General features: G+C 44.1%; 17 protein-coding genes and 1 other RNA gene. 12 read left to right on the top strand and 6 right to left on the bottom strand.

Going from position 1 to position 19,186, the window contains the following annotated elements:
* The first annotated feature begins 11 nt into the window (after positions 1–11).
* The 6 genes from VY86_RS24815 to VY86_RS13420 all read left to right on the top strand — a co-directional run bounded on the left by VY86_RS24815 (position 12) and on the right by VY86_RS13420 (position 3,117).
* Positions 12–263: a hypothetical protein gene (locus VY86_RS24815; RefSeq protein WP_162200374.1), complete on the top strand. Its 252-nt coding sequence runs from the start codon at positions 12–14 to the stop codon at positions 261–263.
* 414 nt (positions 264–677) lie between these two features.
* Positions 678–1,349 (top strand): DedA family protein, encoded by a 672-nt coding sequence (locus VY86_RS13440; RefSeq protein WP_046975315.1) that lies wholly within the window; start codon positions 678–680, stop codon positions 1,347–1,349.
* A 192-nt stretch (positions 1,350–1,541) separates the two neighbouring features.
* Positions 1,542–1,847: an ElaB/YgaM/YqjD family protein gene (locus VY86_RS13435; RefSeq protein ID WP_046975314.1), complete on the top strand. Its 306-nt coding sequence runs from the start codon at positions 1,542–1,544 to the stop codon at positions 1,845–1,847.
* Between the two features lies 1 nt (position 1,848).
* Positions 1,849–2,250: a phage holin family protein gene (locus VY86_RS13430; protein WP_046975313.1), complete on the top strand. Its 402-nt coding sequence runs from the start codon at positions 1,849–1,851 to the stop codon at positions 2,248–2,250.
* Positions 2,243–2,515, top strand: a complete 273-nt coding sequence (locus VY86_RS13425; protein WP_046975312.1) for a YqjK-like family protein — start codon at positions 2,243–2,245, stop codon at positions 2,513–2,515. Before VY86_RS13430 ends, VY86_RS13425 begins: the two co-directional genes overlap by 8 nt.
* A gap of 206 nt (positions 2,516–2,721) precedes the next feature.
* A complete protein-coding gene (locus tag VY86_RS13420) occupies positions 2,722–3,117 on the top strand; it encodes a DoxX family protein (protein ID WP_046975311.1) in 396 nt (131 codons plus the stop codon).
* Positions 3,118–3,358: 241 nt separating this feature from the next.
* On the opposite strand, the gene VY86_RS13415 is transcribed toward VY86_RS13420, so the two are convergent.
* A complete protein-coding gene (locus VY86_RS13415; protein WP_046975310.1) occupies positions 3,359–4,255 on the bottom strand; it encodes a LysR family transcriptional regulator in 897 nt (298 codons plus the stop codon).
* A gap of 110 nt (positions 4,256–4,365) precedes the next feature.
* Between VY86_RS13415 and VY86_RS13410 the strand changes: the two genes are divergently transcribed.
* Entirely contained in the window at positions 4,366–5,067 is a 702-nt protein-coding gene (locus tag VY86_RS13410) for a pirin family protein (protein ID WP_021323589.1), read from the top strand.
* Positions 5,068–5,110: 43 nt separating this feature from the next.
* Here VY86_RS13410 and rnpB read toward each other — a convergent pair.
* Positions 5,111–5,486, bottom strand: an RNA gene (gene rnpB, locus VY86_RS22765) — RNase P RNA component class A.
* Positions 5,487–5,563: 77 nt separating this feature from the next.
* The gene (gene rsmI / locus VY86_RS13405; protein ID WP_046975309.1) at positions 5,564–6,430 is read right to left on the bottom strand and encodes a 16S rRNA (cytidine(1402)-2'-O)-methyltransferase; all 867 of its coding nucleotides are present in this window, start codon (positions 6,428–6,430) and stop codon (positions 5,564–5,566) included.
* 63 nt (positions 6,431–6,493) lie between these two features.
* Here rsmI and VY86_RS13400 point away from each other — a divergent pair, with 63 nt between their 5' ends.
* Genes VY86_RS13400 through dolP form a run of 4 tightly spaced genes read left to right on the top strand, consistent with a single transcriptional unit; the run spans position 6,494 to position 9,878 of the window.
* A complete protein-coding gene (locus VY86_RS13400) occupies positions 6,494–8,236 on the top strand; it encodes a penicillin-binding protein activator (protein ID WP_046976870.1) in 1,743 nt (580 codons plus the stop codon).
* A gap of 60 nt (positions 8,237–8,296) precedes the next feature.
* A complete protein-coding gene (locus VY86_RS13395) occupies positions 8,297–8,677 on the top strand; it encodes a YraN family protein (protein WP_046975308.1) in 381 nt (126 codons plus the stop codon).
* Positions 8,678–8,701: 24 nt separating this feature from the next.
* The gene (gene diaA / locus VY86_RS13390; RefSeq protein ID WP_021323587.1) at positions 8,702–9,292 is read left to right on the top strand and encodes a DnaA initiator-associating protein DiaA; all 591 of its coding nucleotides are present in this window, start codon (positions 8,702–8,704) and stop codon (positions 9,290–9,292) included.
* Positions 9,293–9,302: 10 nt separating this feature from the next.
* Complete coding sequence (gene dolP, locus VY86_RS13385) at positions 9,303–9,878, top strand: division/outer membrane stress-associated lipid-binding lipoprotein (protein ID WP_046975307.1); 576 nt, start codon at positions 9,303–9,305, stop codon at positions 9,876–9,878.
* A 140-nt stretch (positions 9,879–10,018) separates the two neighbouring features.
* On the opposite strand, the gene mtgA is transcribed toward dolP, so the two are convergent.
* From mtgA to arcB, 3 genes are all read right to left on the bottom strand, one after another.
* On the bottom strand, positions 10,019–10,744 hold the full coding sequence (gene mtgA, locus VY86_RS13380; protein WP_046975306.1) for a monofunctional biosynthetic peptidoglycan transglycosylase: 726 nt from the start codon (positions 10,742–10,744) through the stop codon (positions 10,019–10,021).
* Between the two features lie 4 nt (positions 10,745–10,748).
* Positions 10,749–11,402 (bottom strand): isoprenoid biosynthesis glyoxalase ElbB, encoded by a 654-nt coding sequence (elbB, locus tag VY86_RS13375; protein WP_046975305.1) that lies wholly within the window; start codon positions 11,400–11,402, stop codon positions 10,749–10,751.
* Positions 11,403–11,638: 236 nt separating this feature from the next.
* Entirely contained in the window at positions 11,639–13,981 is a 2,343-nt protein-coding gene (arcB, locus tag VY86_RS13370; protein ID WP_046975304.1) for an aerobic respiration two-component sensor histidine kinase ArcB, read from the bottom strand.
* A gap of 745 nt (positions 13,982–14,726) precedes the next feature.
* Here arcB and gltB point away from each other — a divergent pair.
* Positions 14,727–19,184 (top strand): glutamate synthase large subunit, encoded by a 4,458-nt coding sequence (gltB, locus tag VY86_RS13365; RefSeq protein ID WP_046975303.1) that lies wholly within the window; start codon positions 14,727–14,729, stop codon positions 19,182–19,184.
* The last annotated feature ends 2 nt before the right edge of the window (positions 19,185–19,186 follow it).

Genomic DNA, 19,186 nt, shown 5'->3' with positions numbered 1-19,186 from the left:
ACGCAATGGAGATGAATGTATTGCAAGCAACCCTCGCCTTCTGGCAAGGTCTCACTTACAACACAGAAAATGTACCACCAGGTATCAGTTCAAGGTTGCCCGGCTACCGGATGCTATTGCATCGTAATGACGATAAACCGGCAAGGAAGTTACTCCCCTTTGCTGTGGTGAAAAGTAAATCAAATCCACGCAAGAATCAATCTATACCCAATAGATTTCAAGTTGCAGCGCGGCGGCAAGTGAACGCATCCCCAGGAGCATAGATAACGATGTGACTGGGGTAAGTGAACGCAGCCAACAAAGCAGCAACTTGAAAGATGAAGGGTATATCACTGAGAAAATATTGACTCATTAGCAGAATGCGCCAATAACCGATAAGCCGCAAAGAAAATAGTTAAGATAATGAAAAAATAGTAATTAATTTAAATAAAAAATCTAATAAACTAATCTGATTAAATCAATTTATTATTCCATTTCAATCAATGTTCAATTGATCACCAAAATTTTCTGTTTAGTCACCCTTGATTTTGTTACAGTGTCGCAGGCCGCGCCATTTACCTCTTTCAACGGATTGAAAAGGCGTTATAACCGGCCAAATAACTAAAACAGGATACAGTTTAATCAGTTTAGCCCCGTGCTTTCAGGATGAACGAACAAAGGCATTTTAGGAACACCTGATGGAAATAGTAAAAGAACTTATATATGCACTTTGGCACCAGGATTATGAAACTCTGGCCAATCCATCCCTACTATGGGCCATTTATATCATGCTATTCTTGATCCTCTTTCTTGAAAATGGCTTGCTTCCCGCTGCATTTTTACCGGGAGACAGCTTGCTTATATTGGTTGGCGTATTAATTGCCAAAGGTACAATGAGTTTCCCTGTAACGCTTGTTATATTGACCACCGGAGCAAGCTTAGGTTGCTGGGTCGGTTATCTTCAGGGGAAATGGTTAGGAAATACCAGGGTAGTACAAGGTTGGCTCTCCCACCTCCCAGCTCATTATCATCAGAGAGCTTACAATCTTTTTCACCGCCACGGCCTGTCTGCTTTACTTATCGGTCGTTTCCTCGCCTTTATAAGAACCCTGCTACCAACACTCGCGGGCCTGACAGGTCTGCAAAATAGTCGTTTCCAGTTTTTTAACTGGCTCAGTGGCTTCCTGTGGGTCGTTATCCTGACCTCTTTAGGCTATGCACTCGGTAAAACCCCCATTTTCCGTCAGTATGAAGATCTGGTTATGAATTTCCTGATATTACTGCCACTTGCTTTACTAATTATTGGTTTTAGCGGCAGTTTGTTAGTTGTATTACGTAAAAAAACGTGCCAATCCCCTCAAAAAAAGTAGTTCCTTCTGAAAATCTCTTAAATTCCTCTCTGCCGCAGACAAAAGTATCGTTTGCGGCAGAATAGTAAAATAACGCTAATGTTTTTCATTCACCTTCCAAAATATAAGCTATATTTAAGGATAGTCTTTTCCAGCATCTGGAAAATCGACTAACTAAGTCAAATATACACACCTACATAAGGAGTAATTTACATGGTACAGAACAAAACCGCTGAAGACTTACGCATTGAATTAAAATCCCTCTCGAAAACACTGGAGGAAGTGATCAAAAATTCCGGTGATAAATCCGATATCGAACTGGAAAAAATTCGCGGCAAAATAGAAGCCGTACTTCAAGAAACTCGCATGAAACTTGGTACTGTCAGTGACAAAGTCGTCATGCAAACAAAAGAGATGGCACGTCATGTTGATGACTACGTTCACAACAAACCGTGGACAAGTATTGGCATTGGTGCCGCCGTGGCTGTCGTATTAGGTGTATTGTTGGCTAAACGCTAATATGAACCCCCCATCCAAATCTCAAGGCCCCGGTAAAGGGGTCCTTGATTCTCTTCAACGCATTGCCACCATCATTATCGGGATGGTAGAAACCCGCTTACAATTGATCGTTGTCGAATTGGAAAAGGAAAAGGCAACGCTGATACAACTGATATTAATGATCGGTCTGACATTGCTGTTTACCGCTTTTGGCCTGATGTGCCTGCTCGCTCTGATTTTTTGGGCTGTCGATCCAGCCTGGCGTCTTACTGCATTAGCCGTCACCACAGGTACTTTGCTGACCCTGGCGCTCATTGGCCTGATATGGACTATCAGGAAATCCCGTAATTCAACATTACTTAACGCAACCCGCGAGCAATTAAAGATTGATAGAGAGATGCTGGAGGATCACAGTAATGAGTAAACAGAGCCAAAAAAGAAAACTGAAAAAACAGCAATTACTCAAAAGTATCCTGTTACAACGGCTGCTACTTTCTAACGATACTCAGCACTGGCGAAATATCACCGAGCCTTATGACAAAGGCTGGCAAAAGCTTTTGTCATTAAAACCTTATCTGCTACTCGGAGCCAGTACCATCTCTTTATATGGTCTTCGTCACCCAGTGAAATTCTATCGCTGGACCCGCCGAGTCATTGGTGCATTGAAGATACTGAAAAGGAAGAAGTAATAATTCTTCATAATATATCTTATTGATTATCAACCACATTGCTTACATTCAAAAACTTTGTATAAAATTGTTAATAATCCTTGCTTACAACTAAGCTCTCCTCTCTTTAATATACATTCCATTCGTTAATGATTAGCAAATTGTGCTATTTCAAGTTAGCACCGACTAATCATCACTATTTTTACCTGTATCCCTTGGAGTTATTAATGAAAAAATTTGAAGATAGAACCTTGCTATTAGCCCGTATTTTAATGTCAATCCTGTTTATCGTTGCAGGTTATGGAAAATTAGGCGACGCCTATGTTGGCACTCAACAATATATGGAAGCGATGAGGGTTCCTGGCTTTTTATTACCGCTGACTATCTTACTTGAACTGGGTGGCGGCCTGGCTATTCTGTTCGGTTTTTTAACCCGTACAACAGCACTATTTACCTTTGGTTTCTGTATTCTGACTGCCTTGCTTTTCCACAGCAATTTTGCTGAAGGCATGAACCAAACTATGTTTCTAAAAAACCTGACTATCGGCGGTGGCTACCTGTTACTAGCTATCATCGGTCCAGGTAAATTCAGTATTGATCGCTTGATGAATAAAAACTGGTAATATACTGTTGTTGTTCTGAATCTGAGAAATAACAGTTTTAAGTAAAGAGTAAAACCATCAAATAAATCGCTTATAAAAACATGGATTATTTACTTTAGGTTTCTATTATAACCACTATATTCAAAACACCCCATATAATACTAATAGTAAAATAATATCATTCTGACCTGACAAGAATATTCTCACAGTAGATAACAAAGCCGGAAGATCATGGCGGATTTTTCCGGCTTTTTCATCTATCTTAGCGGTTAGTAAACAATTTAGGGATTTCCCGCAAACACCAGGATTTAGCTTCCCCCATACTGTCTCGTCGCCATGCCATAATGACATTCGTCTCGTGGCTGTATTCAGAGCTAATCACCCGTAAACGACCCGCCGCAATATCTTGTTCCACCATAGGATAAGGCATCGTGGCAACTCCTAACCCGGCCAAAAGAGCCCGACGTTTATCTTCCAGCGAACTCACCGTTAAACGCTGTTGCTTATCTAATAACTGAACCGTCAATACCGGGCGCTCCCTTGCTGTATCTGCCACAGCAATACCACGGTACTTCACCCTCGTTACATCAGACAAAGGCTCCGGTTCTTGATGAATAGGATGATCAGGGCTGGCAACATAGACATTGGTAATGCTGTAAAGCTGACGTGAATTCACTTCTGCCGATGCACGGAAATGCATATCTGGCGCAATAACAATATCCGCCCGACCCGTTTCCAACCGCTCCCATGCACCAGCCAAGACCTCAGTCAATAAAGAGAGCTGGGTATTCGATTTCTGAGCAAGTTTGCCCACCAATGGGAACAATGAAGAAGCAGGGACCAGTGCCTCACAAACGATTGTCAGGTGAGTTTCCCAACCCCGCGCTAATGCCTCTGCGTCGGCGGTTAATTTATCCGCAGCTTCAAGCAATTGACGTCCACGCTCAAGCAACATACGGCCAACATTGGTGAATTTAGTCCTGTGACCCGAACGGTCAAACAGCACCACATCCAGCTCCTCTTCCAGCTTTTGCATCGTGTAGCTAAGTGCAGAAGGAACACGTCCAAGCTCATCAGCTGCCGCAGCAAAACTTCCCCGCCGGTCAATCGCATCCATGACCCGTAGAGATTCCAGTGTAAGCGCTCGTTCTTTGCTCATATTTTTCTCAATCAGGAAATTTGAATATGGTGACCAGATTAACTGGCTAACATTTCGCCGTCCAGATAATTACTATCGTTAGTGTGTGTTTTTTGAAGGTAACCGCCATCATGATTATAAATAGAACAGCAAAGCAATGTGGAAAAGCTGACTATGGTTGGCTACAGGCCCGTTATACATTTTCATTTGGTCACTATTTTGATCCAAAGTTTTTAGGTTATGGCGCTCTACGTGTACTGAATCAGGAAGTTATCGCACCAAAAGCCGCTTTCCAGCCTAAATCTTATCCACATGTGGATATACTAAACATTATTCTGCGAGGTGAAGCAGAATATCGTGACAGTGAAGGCAATCATGTCAGAGCCTGCAAGGGAGAATGTTTACTGTTTTCTACCCGTCAAGGCATCAGCTACAGTGAACATAATATCAGTGCGAATAAGCCACTGACCCGCTTACAACTTTGGCTAAATGCCTTCCCTCAGCAGGAAAGCTTACCGTTGCAACGGATGGCGTTACCAGAGCAACCATTGACTATGCTTGCCTCTCCAACCGCAGAGGATGGCAGTATGCAATTACGCCAGCAAGTGTGGATAAATCATATTTCTCTTAATAAGAGCCAATCTCACCATCTGCAATTGAAAGGAAAAAATGCTTATCTGCAATCCTTGAACGGCAATATAAAAATAAAAGGCAATTCGAAGGATAACGCTTTGATTAAATGTGGAGATGGCGCTTTTATTCATGAAGAAAATTATCTGGTTTTAAAAGCAGATACTGAGTTCCAGGGGTTGTTAATTGATCTGGCCGCCTGAGAAAGTGAAAACCCCATCAAGGCTAAACCTGATGGGGCTAAATTGGTGAAGTTGACCGATAAGCCGGGTTCTGTCGTGGACAATCATTCATCTAGGCCAGCACTTGCGCACTGGCTCAAGCAGCCTACCCGGGTTCGATACGGGCCGTACCTAGTGAACCCCTATTTGGCCTTGCTCCGGGTGGAGTTTACCGTGCCACGGACTGTTACCAGCCGCGCGGTGCGCTCTTACCGCACCCTTTCACCCTTACCTGATCCTGCATAAGCAGGCCATCGGCGGTTTGCTCTCTGTTGCACTGGTCGTGGGTTTTCACCCCCCAGACGTTATCTGGCACCCTGCCCTGTGGAGCCCGGACTTTCCTCTCCTCTACCTATCGCCCAAAAGGACGATGGTAAAGCAGCGACTGTCTAGTCAACTCCGCGGCGGATTATAAGAGGTTTAACAAACGATGTATAGGCGTTTACTCATTATCTGCCTTGTTTATCAACAATGGTTGTTACTCTTCATGCTGTCCCAAGGCATGGCGATAAAGCGCATTTTTCTTCACACCATGGATCTCTGCCGCCAGAGCAGCCGCTTTTTTCAACGGCAGTTCTTGCTGAAGAAGCGCCAACGTTCTTAATGACTCTGGAGGTAAGACATCGTCATCTGGTTTTTTATAACCTTCAACGATTAATACCATTTCACCACGGCGACGGGTTTCATCTTCCTTAACCCATGCCAGAAGTTCACCGACCGGCATCCCTTGAATTGATTCCCAGGTTTTTGTCAATTCCCGCGCCAGAACGACGTAACGTTCGGCTCCCCATACGTCAACCATATCTTCTAAACTATCGATAAGACGATGGGTGGATTCATAAAAAATTAAAGTGCGCGGCTCCTGCTCCAAAGCCCGTAAGGTATCTTTCCGGCCTTTACTCTTAGCCGGCAAAAATCCTTCATAACAGAAACGATCTGATGGCAGGCCAGCAGCAGACAATGCGGTTATAGCCGCACAAGGCCCAGGCAGAGGGACAACATGAATACCGGCTTCACGGCAACGGCGAACCACATGATAACCAGGATCATTAATCAGTGGCGTTCCCGCGTCAGAGACTAATGCAATACTCTGCCCCTGCTGAAGTTTTGTAATTAATTGATCTGCTTTCTGCTGTTCATTATGATCATGAAGTGCGAACATGCGCGCATTAATGGCAAAATGTTGAAGCAACAAGCCGGTATGTCGCGTATCTTCGGCCGCAATCAGATCGACATGCTCAAGAACTTCAAGCGCACGCTGAGTGATATCACCCAGGTTTCCAATGGGGGTTGGCACAACATATAGCGTGGATGTCGTAACCACTGCTCGATTGGGTTGATTCATTGTTTCATCCGAATGACCGATTTAAAATTGAGCATCTTTGAAAAAAACATCGCTGGATACAGTATGCTTTCCTCAATTTTTGTGCGTATCAAAACTGGTTTAGTCTGTTCAGCTATGCTGGCAGTTATGATCATCGCAGGGTGTTCCATACCTGACCAACAGGGACAACAACCTTTGCAAACTCAGGATAAAGTCAGTACAGAAATCGCCCGTTATCAATCCATCATTGATGCCGCTAATGGCGAACCTTCTCTGGATGTCATCCGTGCTTATATCGCTCAGGAGCCACTTCTGAAAGACAATGCCGCTCATCAAAAAAATATTGATGATACCTGGCAAATGCTGACCCGTCTTTCACCACAAAATCGCAGTGAGTTGGTCATCAACGCTGATGAAAATATTCTGCAAGGCTGGCTGGACTTACTCAGTACCTATCAGGATAACAAACAGGACTCTGACAAACTACAAGCAGCTGTCCGCGACTGGAAAATTCGTTACCCACAAAACCCCGCCGCGCAGTCACTCCCAGCCCAGCTACAACCAGCCGCCATCCAGTCGCAAGGCACTGACATCCATATTGCGCTGTTCCTGCCATTAAGCGGTCAGGCAAAAGTATTCGGCGAAGCAATCCGTCAGGGTTTTCTTGATGCTCAGGCTGGTTTGCCAACCCTACTACTGCCAACAGAAAACCCGGCAAATTTATCCACAGCAATCAACGATAATACGTCAGATGCAGTGGTCTCTGCCGATGCCCAGCCAAATGCAGAGATTCCCGTTGAATCAACAACACCAGCCGTTCAGTCAACGCCGGTTATAGCCAATGTGCCGGTTAACACACAACAGGTCAAAATCTATGATACGGCAAGCCAACCACTGGAAAATTTATTGATTCAGGCTGAACAGGATGGCGTGAATTTAGTTGTCGGGCCGTTACTGAAACCAGATGTGGTTAAACTGGTTCAGATGAATACTTCATTAAACATGCTGGTGCTGAACGAGTTAGATAATGCACAGCCCCGGCCCAATGTCTGTTATTTCTCTTTATCACCAGAAGATGAAGCGAAAAATGCCGCGGAGCATATTTGGCAGCAACAGAAACAGAATCCTCTGATTCTCGTTCCCCGGGGTACTTTTGGTGACCGGATTGCCAAGGCATTTGCACAGGAATGGCAAAAACAAGGTGGGCATACCGTTCTGCAACAAACCTTTGGCTCTTCCACCGAACTGAAACAGTTAATTAACAGAGGTACAGGTATTCGCCTGACCGGAACAGCCATTAATGCAACAAACAATCAACCTGTATCAACCACTATTGGTGATCTGGAAATTCCCCAGATAAATACAGATGTCATTCCTACTTCTGCCAGCGGCTCAGTGGACGCGGTTTATATTGTTTCCACTTTAGATGAATTGACGCTGATTAAGCCAATGATTGATATGGCAATCAGCTCTCGGAATAAACCCGCCCTTTATGCAAGTTCCCGCAGTAATCAGGCGGGTGCCGGTCCTGATTTCCGTCTGGAAATGGAAGGAATGCAATTCAGCGATATTCCATTAATCGCTGGCGCTAACTTGCCACTGATGCAACAAGCAGCCGGTAAATTTGCCAATGATTACTCTTTGATGCGCCTTTACGCTATGGGTATTGATGCCTGGTCATTAGCAAATCAGTTCAGTCAGGTTCAACTTCAAAGTGATTTCCACCTCAATGGCGCTTCAGGGATGTTGTCTGTTCAGGATAATTGCGCGATTTTCAGGCAACTCTCCTGGATGCAATATCATCAGGGACAAATCACTGCCATTTAATTAAGCATTAATTGCCGCTTGTCACCAGGCGGCAATTAAATTCAAATAACTCTTTTCAGGATGAAAATAAAAAAGCCAACAAGTTATTTGCTGGGACGTCACTATGAAACACAGGCAAAATTGTTTTTACAAAAACAGGGGCTAACTTTTATCGCGGCGAATGTGAAAGTGCATGGCGGTGAAATTGACCTGATTATGAAAGACAAACAGACCTGGGTTTTTATTGAAGTCCGTTTTCGCAAACAAGAGCAATATGGTGATGCACTGGCGACAGTGACCCGCAGCAAGCGTAAAAAATTATTACACGCTGCCGCAGTATGGCTGTTTCAACGAGGTGAATGTTTTGAAACCACTTCTTGTCGCTTTGATATTTGTGCTATTACTGGTCAACAATTTGTATGGTTGCCAAATGCTTTCAATCAAAATGAGTTCGCTCACTAAAATGATACTAGGTAGGTTATAAACGTGCTGGATAGAATTAAAGTCTGTTTTACAGAAAGTATTCAAACTCAGATTGCAGCCGCAGAGGCATTACCTGATGCTATCTCCCGGGCTGCAATAATGATGGTTCAGTCATTGCTGAACGGTAACAAAATCCTTTGCTGTGGTAATGGTGGCTCTGCTGCCACTGCCCAGCGGTTTGCTGCCAATATGATCAACCGGTTTGAAACTGAACGCCCGAGTCTGCCAGCATTATCACTTAACGCAGACAATGTGGTAATAACAGCGATTTCAAGCAGTAAACAACATGATGAAATTTACGCTAAACAGGTACGGGCATTAGGTCAACCAGGCGATGCGTTATTGGCTATTTCCACTCATGGAAATAGCCGGGATATTATTAAAGCCGTTGAAGCGGCTGTAACCCGCGATATGACGATTGTCGCCCTTACCGGCTATGATGGCGGTGAACTTGCTGGCTTGTTAGGACCACAAGATGTGGAGATTCGTATTCCATCTCATCGCAGCACCCGAATTCAGGAAGTGCATATGCTGACAGTTAACTGCCTGTGTGACTTAATCGACAATACACTCTTTCCCCATCAGGATGACTAAGGAGCCAATAATGCGATTTCTCTCCCTATTAGCTACGGTTTGTGCCGTAGTCATGTTACAAGGATGTATTGGTGCAGCTGTTGTAGGTTCTGCCGCTGTAGCAACTAAAACCGCAACCGATCCCCGTACTATTGGTCAACAGGTTGACGATGGTACGCTGGAAGCTCGTGTCAGTAATGCACTTAACAAAGATAAGCAGATCAAAGAGCGTATCCGTGTTATTACCACCGCCTATCAAGGGAAAGTTTTGCTGACAGGCCAAAGCCCAGATTCAAGCCTTTCAGACCGAGCAAAACAGATAGCGTCGCGGGTTGATGGTGCTCATGTTGTGTACAATGAAATTCGTCAGGGGAAACCTGTTGAATTAAGTACGGCTTCTAAAGATACCTGGATTACTACTAAAGTACGCTCAAAAATTCTGGCCAGTGATTCTGTTAAGTCTTCCAACATAAAAGTCGTTACAGAAAACGGTGAGGTCTTTTTGCTGGGCATTCTGACTAAACAAGAAGGTAACGCCGCAGCGAAAATTGCCAGCGAAACTGATGGTGTTAAGCGGGTAACAACTGCGTTTACTTATCTGAATTAAGCATATTACTGAGGGGGATAGCACCAAAAATCTACCCTGGATATATTAAGCCGCGTCATTCTTTGACGCGGGCGCTTTCCCTTTTTTACTATCTGACGTCAAATATCCAACGTAAAACTGGGTAACCTGCCATTCTTCCCTCAATTATTTTTCAATAACTCGTTTTTCTTAAGATAATTCACCCCGCCCAACAACCGCATTTGTCGCAAAATCCATTGTTGACGCTGTAAAACATACGCCGAAGGTGCGTTAACTTTATAACGGTGCGGGTTAGGCAATACAGCAGCGAGTAAAGCAGCTTCTGATGCAGTCAATTGACTGGCTGATTTATGAAAATAGTGTCTGGATGCCTCTTCAACACCAAAAATACCATCACCAAATTCTACAATATTAAGATAAACCGTCAGAATTCGACTTTTTGACCATGCCAATTCAATGGCAAAGGTCATTCCAGCTTCCAATCCTTTTCTCAACCAACTACGTCCATCCCACAAAAATAAATTTTTGGCCGTTTGCTGAGAAATCGTTGAAGCCCCCCTCAACCTGCCAGAGTTATTTTGATTATGCTCAAGGGCATTTTCAATAGCATCAAAGTCAAATCCCCAATGCTGTGGAAATTTTTGATCTTCAGCAGCAATAACAGCCAATGCGATATTTGGCGATATTTGTTCATGCCCTACCCAGTCAGAACGAGATACGTAAGAAAAATTAACTGATAACCAAGCGTTAATTTGGCGCTCAACCATAATCATAGAAAATGGCACTGGCAAAAATGAAAACGCAACAACAGAAACTATCCATAAGATAATAACTGAGATTACGATTTTTTTAAGCCAGTACCATAAAAATTGCAAAGGATTTCTCATCCAGTTACTCAGTCATTTCCAATACTTTTCTGACCAGTTTATCAATTCCCTCCTCAGCCTGAGAAATAGATTCAGCAAGCATGTAAGCTGGAGTTGTAACAATTTTGTTTTCCAAATCAATAACAATATCATTTACCTGGCAAACTATATGAACGCCTCCCATTGCCTCCACTTGAGCAGCCGTTTCAGGATCATTGCCAATAGTTAGTTTCACCGGTGTATTAAGTAGTTTTGGCAACATAACCGGTGCAATACACATAAATCCCATCGGTTTATGTTGTTTATGCATAGCCTTCACTAAACTTAATAAATCTTTATTTATTTTGTAGTCAATTGTCTTAACAGCAAAGTCACATAAATTCTTTGCAACACCAAATCCCCCAGGAATTATCAGGGCATCAAACTCATCTGCATTTGCTTGTGACAAAGACTTGATTTTTCCCCTTGAAATACGGGCTGACTCCTGTAAAACGTTGCGTTCTTCGCCAGTTTCTTCACCGTTAATATGGTTAATAACATGAAGTTGTGGCTCATCAGGCGCCAAAAAGCTCGCTTTAACACCTAAACGGTCTAAAGAAAGCATAGTTAATACTGATTCATGAATTTCACTACCATCGAATACACCACATCCACTTAAGACAACCGCAACTGATTTCATAGCTCACTCCATTTGTAGTAGATTATTGCTTAACCCTTTAGGGGGTTAAACACCAATCTTCATCACAGATTTTAATGAATCTTGTAACAAAAAATCTTATCTTTGCTATGTTGGTACTTGTATGATGTACGGAGAATTCCCCATTTACTCGCCGCAACAAAGATGCATCAGAAAGGCGAGTAAAAAGTTTTCCCTGGTGTTGGCGCAGTATTCGCGCACCCCAACCTCGGTTGGGGTTATTTTTTTTCAGCGACTGCCAACCATTCCCTTAAAATTTCCGTATCGTTTCTCCATTCTTGCTTTAACTCATCAACCCATTCCTGAACATTGTCCCACCATGCAGGTAAATCAGGTGATTGAATCTGTTGAGCCAATTGTTGTAAATGACGTAATCCAACCGACCCCGCCGCACCTTTTATCTTATGTGCTTCCTCGGTGATGCCTTTCTGGTCTTTAGCTGTCATATTCGACTCCAGCACAGACAGGTATCCCGGCATCATCTTCTCAAACACATTCAGGCTATCGCGAATTAATTGAGGTCCAACCAGCTCGATGTACTGATTAAGCATTTCTGTATCAAGTAAATCTTCATCTTTCATCAATCCTGACTCCTCTTCTTCCGGCTTCATATGATGCACAGACTGTTCTCCCCAGAATTGTTCAATAATGGCAGTTAAGGCATTCACAGACAGCGGCTTACTCAACACGCCATTCATGCCTGCATCCAGATATTCTTTTTTGTCCTTTAAGACATTTGCCGTCAGTGCAATAAGTGGGGGCAGATCCTTTTTGGCGTATCGCTTACGTAATTCCCGGGAGATGTCTAATCCGGTCATATCAGGCAACTGAATATCAAGCAGTACCAGATCGAACTCCCCTGGCTTGAACACCTCCAGAGCATCCTTACCATTCATCACGACTTCTACGCTGTTACCCAGTTTTTCCAATACTGAACGAGCAACGATCACATTCAGCTCAATATCTTCTACCAGCAAAATATGCAAAGCTGGAAGTGGGCAATCTTCTGTCTCTTCTTTGCATGGCAGACTCTCTTCCATAGCAGGAGCAATAATAGAGAGTGTAAATCGAGAACCTTGTCCCGGCTCACTTTCCACCAAAATATCGCCTCCCATACTTTGAGCTAAACGTTTGGATACAGCCAGCCCAATACCGGTTCCCGTTGCCGGACAACCGCCATGACTGCCTTTCACCTGATAATACATCGCAAAGATCTTATCTTGTTCATCAAGTGGAATACCAATCCCCGTATCCGTGACTTCAAACAACAAGCGTTCACCCTTTTCATACCAGATTCGAACATTAATCTCGCCTTTTTGAGTAAATTTCACTGCATTGCCAATTAAGTTCCACAGAATTTGGCGCAAGCGGGTACCATCTGTCATGATTCTGGCAGGTAATGGCAGTTCGGGGTCCATCACAAATTTAATCCCTTTCGGCTGCACCAGCAGCCCGGAGAGGTTTTCCAGATCGGACATAAAACCGGTAAAATCAATGGGCTGATTATCAAGCTGTACTTTACGCCGCTCAATTTTGTCCATTTCAATAATGTCATTAAAAATATTGCCAAGCGTGATAGCACTGACATAAATCGTTTTCAGATAGTTATTTTGTTCAGAGGTCAGTTCAGTATCGAGCAGAATACGACTCAAACCAACAATGCCATTTAAAGGCGTACGAAGCTCATGACTAATCGTTGAGATAAAAGTTGTCTTATCCCTACTCGCATTCTCCAAAGCGTCCTGATAACGCTTACGCTCCGTTATATCGCGCCCAAACCCCATAAGCCCATGTCTTTTCCCTACCCGATCATAAAAAGGAACTTTCCGAAGTTCAAAACAGGCTTTTCGGCCATCGGGATAAACCAGCCATTGTTCATAAGTCAGGGCAACATTATGGCGGAACACTTTTTCATCCGTTTTCATCACCTTGCGGGCAATTTCTTTGTCATAAACATCATTTGGCGTTAACCCGACAAGTTGTTTCTGGCTTTTACCCGTCAGCAATTCCATCGCCCGGTTACAACCAGAGAACTCATTATCTTCATTACGGTAATAGACCAAATCAGGAGAGGCATCAAGAAAAGACTTCAGCAATACAGATTGCTGTTCCAATTCAATCTGAGCCTGCTCACGGTGCTTCATCTCCTCTTTTAGTTTATCCAGCAATATCAGATGCGCCTGTTCAGCTTTTTCTCTTTCTGAGATCTCCTGATTCAGCTTGATGATGTTGTCTTTTAGTTGCTGATTAAGTTCCCGATCACGCTGACGCATCACTTCTAATTTTTCAACTAATTTGGATAATCGTTGGCGGGATTCTTCAAGCTGTTCAACAACAACCGAAAGAAAATAGACCGCCCAGGGAGTAATCAACAAACCAAAAAAAATTGAGCGAACTAAATCAATACTTTGCACTCCTCCCTGAAGCAGAAAAGTGACGACCATCTGCACACCCATAGCAAGAATAACTAACGCAGATGCAAGCAGTAATGAGAAGCGTACTAACCCCAATTTCATCATTAAATCAACATAATATTGGGCCAGGCCCCTAAGCAGCTTCATTTCATAAAGACTCCCGTTAAATATGACCAATCCAAATCATACCGTAAAAAACCCGCTGCTTCGTTGAAGGAATACAGAAATTGTTGATCGGATAAAACAATAGTATTATTTAATGGTTTTGATTATGACTTCCCAAACATTATTCTGGCTTTTTACCCCTGCCGGTCTTTTCGCACAATCCAAGCATGAATAAATAATCTAATCCATTGACAAAATAAGCATAAAATTCTTTTTCACCCGGTTGATAACCACAAAAAGATAAAACTTTATTCTTATAAAGAAACAAAAATATATATTAATTCTATTTAGTTTATATTTATCAGAATTTAAATCCAACAAACAAACATTTAACAGTATATATAAAACAGATATTACCCTAATATTAGTGATATAACTCACATTAAAATCCTAACATGATCTATATCACACAACTTTCGTATTAATCTTTTTATTTATGAATCATGGAATTAACTCTATTTTTTGCCTGTATTTATCTTATCCCAGCTATATTTGACCTGATCTGCATTTCTCGTTAACTTGGGAAGTCACTAGAAATCATCCGTCAGATCCTCATCTGAACCATAATTATGCAGTGACACAATACCATTTCAGTACCGCCTGTTCATAGCAAATAGACAGGTGGCGGTTGATTGAGGGCGCAATTCAGACGCCTGTAAAAATATTAATCTCACAAATTTCTGTGAGTTTCTGTGAGAGTCGAACAGAACCTGGGGAGGTTCACACTATGCTATATAACAAATCTCAAGAAAAGGATAACTGTGGCTTTGGACTGATAGCCCATATTGAAGGGGAGCCAAGCCACAAAGTAGTACGTACCGCTATCCATGCACTGGCACGAATGCAACATCGCGGCGCAATCCTGGCAGATGGTAAAACCGGCGATGGTTGCGGTTTATTGCTGCAAAAACCCGACCGTTTTTTTCGGATGGTTGCACAGGAGTACGAATGGCGTCTAGCCCGCAATTATGCAGTCGGTATGCTATTTCTCAGCCAGGACCCTCAGATTGCTCAAAACTGCCGGGAAATAGTCGAACAGGAGCTGCAAAATGAAACGCTGTCAGTCGTTGGCTGGCGTGAAGTACCGACCAACAGTGATATTCTGGGCGAAATAGCCCTTTCCAGCCTCCCCCGTATCGAACAGATTTTTGTTAATGCTCCTGCTGGCTGGCGTGCCCGTGATTTAGAACGCCGTTTATTCGTTGCCCGCCGCCGGATAGAAAAACGCATCAGCGACAGTGATTTTTATGTTTGTAGTTTATCCAATCTGGTAACTATCTATAAAGGGCTGTGCATGGCGGCAGATTTGCCCCGCTTCTATCCTGATCTGGCTGATTTACGATTGGAATCAGCAATCTGCCTGTTCCACCAGCGTTTCTCAACCAATACCGTCCCACGTTGGCCATTGGCGCAGCCTTTCCGCTATCTCGCTCATAATGGTGAAATAAATACCATCACCGGTAACCGCCAGTGGGCACGGGCAAGAGCCTATAAATTCAAAACCCCGCTTATCCCTGATCTGCAATCCGCCGCTCCTTTTGTCAACGAAACAGGATCAGACTCCAGCTCGCTGGATAATATGCTAGAGCTGTTTCTCAATGGCGGAATGGATTTAATCCGTGCTATGCGGTTGCTGGTCCCACCTGCATGGCAGAACAATCCTGATATGGATGAAGATCTGCGCGCTTTCTTTGATTTCAACTCTATGCACATGGAGCCCTGGGATGGTCCTGCCGGTATCGTCATGTCAGATGGCCGCTATGCTGCCTGTAATCTGGATCGTAATGGCTTACGCCCGGCACGTTATGTCATCACTAAAGACAAACTGATCACTTGTGCTTCCGAAGTCGGCATCTGGGATTATCAGCCCGACGAAGTAGTAGAAAAGGGGCGAGTCGGCCCCGGCGAACTGATGGTGATTGATACCCGCCAAGGCCGTATCCTGCATGCAGAAGAAACAGACAATGACCTGAAAAGCCGCCATCCCTATAAAGAATGGATGGACAAAAACGTCAAGCGCCTGATCCCATTTGAAGAATTACTGGAAGATCGGGCGGGTCACCGGGATCTGAACGATCAATCACTGGCGGTTTATCAAAAACAATTTGCCTACAGTAATGAAGAACTGGATCAAATTATCCGGGTCCTGGGAGAGAATGGTCAGGAAGCGACGGGGTCAATGGGTGATGATACTCCGTTTGCTGTACTTTCCAGCCGCCCACGGATTATTTATGACTATTTCCGTCAGCAATTCGCTCAAGTCACTAATCCACCAATTGATCCACTACGCGAAGCACACGTTATGTCTCTCACCACCTGCATTGGACGGGAGATGAATGTATTTTGTGAAGCTGAAGGACAAGCACATCGGTTAAGTTTTAAATCCCCTATTCTGCTCTACTCTGATTTTCATCAATTAACAACACAACAGAGCCCGCACTATCGTGCAGAACGTTTAGACTTAACTTTCAATCCGCAGGAAACTCATCTGCAAAATGCGCTGTTTGTATTGTGTAACCAGGCTGAACAACTCGCCAGAGATGGTGCAGTATTGCTGGTATTATCTGACCGCAATATTACGCCGGAGAAGTTACCCATACCGGCTCCTATGGCTATCGGGGCCATTCAGCACCGTTTGGTAGAAAAAAGCCTGCGCTGTGATACCAACCTGATAGTAGAAACCGCGAGTGCCCGTGATCCGCATCACTTCACTGTGCTGCTGGGGTTTGGTGCAACCGCTATCTATCCCTATCTGGCTTACGAATCACTGGCCAAAATGGTCGATAATGGCACGATTAATAAACCCTATGCTGATGTCATGCTCAACTACCGCAATGGCATCAATAAAGGACTATATAAAATCATGTCGAAAATGGGCATCTCAACTATCGCCTCCTATCGTTGCTCTAAACTGTTTGAAGCTGTCGGCTTACATTCCGAATTAACTGAGCTTTGCTTCAATGGGGTTGTCAGCCGGATTGGTGGTGCCAACTTCAGCGATTTTGAACAGGATCTGCGAAACTTATCCAAACGAGCATGGCTTCCCCGCCATCCAGTTGATCAGGGAGGGTTATTGAAATATGTACATAAAGGCGAATACCACGCTTATAACCCGGATGTCATCAGCACGCTACAATCTGCGGTTCACAGTGGCGAATACAACGATTATTTGAAATATAGCCGTTTGGTTAATCAGCGCCCAGTAACCACAATCCGTGATTTACTGGCGATAAAGACAAAAGATGAATCTATCCCCATTGAAGAAGTGGAGCCCGCCGAAGCGCTGTTTAAACGCTTTGATACTGCCGCAATGTCGATTGGCGCATTAAGCCCTGAAGCACACGAAGCTCTGGCTGAAGCAATGAATACATTAGGCGGCTTTTCCAACTCCGGTGAAGGAGGAGAAGATCCCGCACGTTATGGTACAAAAAAAGTCTCCCGTATCAAGCAAGTTGCTTCCGGCCGATTCGGTGTGACACCCGCTTATCTGGTCAACGCTGATGTGATTCAGGTTAAAGTGGCCCAAGGCGCTAAACCTGGAGAAGGCGGACAATTACCGGGTGATAAGGTCACACCGTATATTGCAAAACTACGTTATTCCGTACCAGGCGTAACACTGATTTCTCCACCACCGCATCACGACATTTACTCTATTGAAGATCTGGCTCAGTTGATTTTCGATCTAAAACAGATCAATCCCAATGCGCTGATCTCAGTAAAACTGGTTTCAGAGCCAGGTGTTGGTACTGTTGCAACGGGTGTTGCCAAAGCTTATGCCGATTTAATTACTATCGCAGGTTATGATGGCGGTACTGGTGCCAGTCCATTGTCATCGGTGAAATATGCCGGATGCCCCTGGGAATTGGGATTAGTGGAAACCCAGCAAGCTCTGGTTGCCAATGGGTTGCGCCATAAGATCCGCTTACAGGTAGATGGCGGATTGAAAACAGGCGTGGACATAATCAAAGCTGCCATTCTTGGCGCTGAAAGTTTCGGTTTCGGCACTGGCCCCATGGTTGCCCTTGGGTGCAAATATCTGCGTATCTGCCATCTGAATAACTGTGCGACCGGTGTTGCAACGCAAGATGAGAAATTACGCCGCGACCATTACCACGGATTGCCTGAGCGGGTAATGAATTACTTCCGTTTTATCGCCCGTGAAACCAGAGAGATCATGGCGGAATTAGGGGTCAAAAATCTGACTGACCTAATAGGCCGAACTGAATTGCTGGAAGTATTGGAAGGTGTTTCAGCAAAACAGAGCAAATTAAATCTTGAGCCGCTCTTGGCAACGGCTGAACCCCATCAGGGCAAAACGTTATATTGCACTGAAAATAACCCACCATTTGATAATGGCACATTGAATAAAAACTTATTGGCTCAAGCCTCCAGTTATATTGAGAGCCAACAAAGTAAAACCTTCTATTTTGATATCCGTAATACCGATCGTTCAGTCGGGGCTTCTCTTTCCGGCTTTATCGCTGCCCGCTACGGTAATCAGGGCGTCGCGGCTACTCCAATAAAAATTCATTTCAATGGTACTGCCGGTCAAAGTTTTGGTGTCTGGAATGCTGGCGGTCTAGAGCTGACACTTATCGGTGATGCCAATGATTATGTTGGTAAAGGTATGGCCGGTGGTCGCATCGTAATACACCCTCCTGTCGGTTCTGCCTTCAAAAGCCATCAGGCAACCATCATTGGCAACACATGTCTGTATGGAGCGACCGGAGGCAAGCTGTACGCCGCTGGACGCGCCGGAGAACGTTTCGCTGTTCGCAATTCAGGCGCTATTACCGTTGTAGAAGGTATCGGAGATAATGGCTGTGAATATATGACAGGCGGTATCGTCTGTATTCTCGGACGCACCGGAATAAACTTTGGTGCAGGAATGACCGGCGGCTTTGCCTATGTTCTGGATGAAAATAGTGATTTCCGCAAACGGGTTAACCCAGAGCTGGTAGAAGTACTGGCAGTAGAGGCCTTAGCTATCCACGAAGAACATTTGAGAGGACTTATCACTGAACACGTTCTCCTGACCGGTTCCCAGCGCGGTGAAGATATTCTTGCTAACTGGCAACAGTGGTTGAGCAAATTTGCACTTGTGAAACCTAAATCCAGTGATGTTAAAGCTCTGCTGGGACATCGCAGTCGTTCTTCCGCAGAGTTGCGAATTCAAGCGCAATAAGG

It is taken from the genome of Photorhabdus thracensis (assembly GCF_001010285.1).
In the GTDB taxonomy this organism is placed as follows: domain Bacteria; phylum Pseudomonadota; class Gammaproteobacteria; order Enterobacterales; family Enterobacteriaceae; genus Photorhabdus; species Photorhabdus temperata.
The sequence above is the reverse complement of the archived record's forward strand: the minus strand, read 5'-3'. Positions and strand labels throughout refer to the sequence as shown.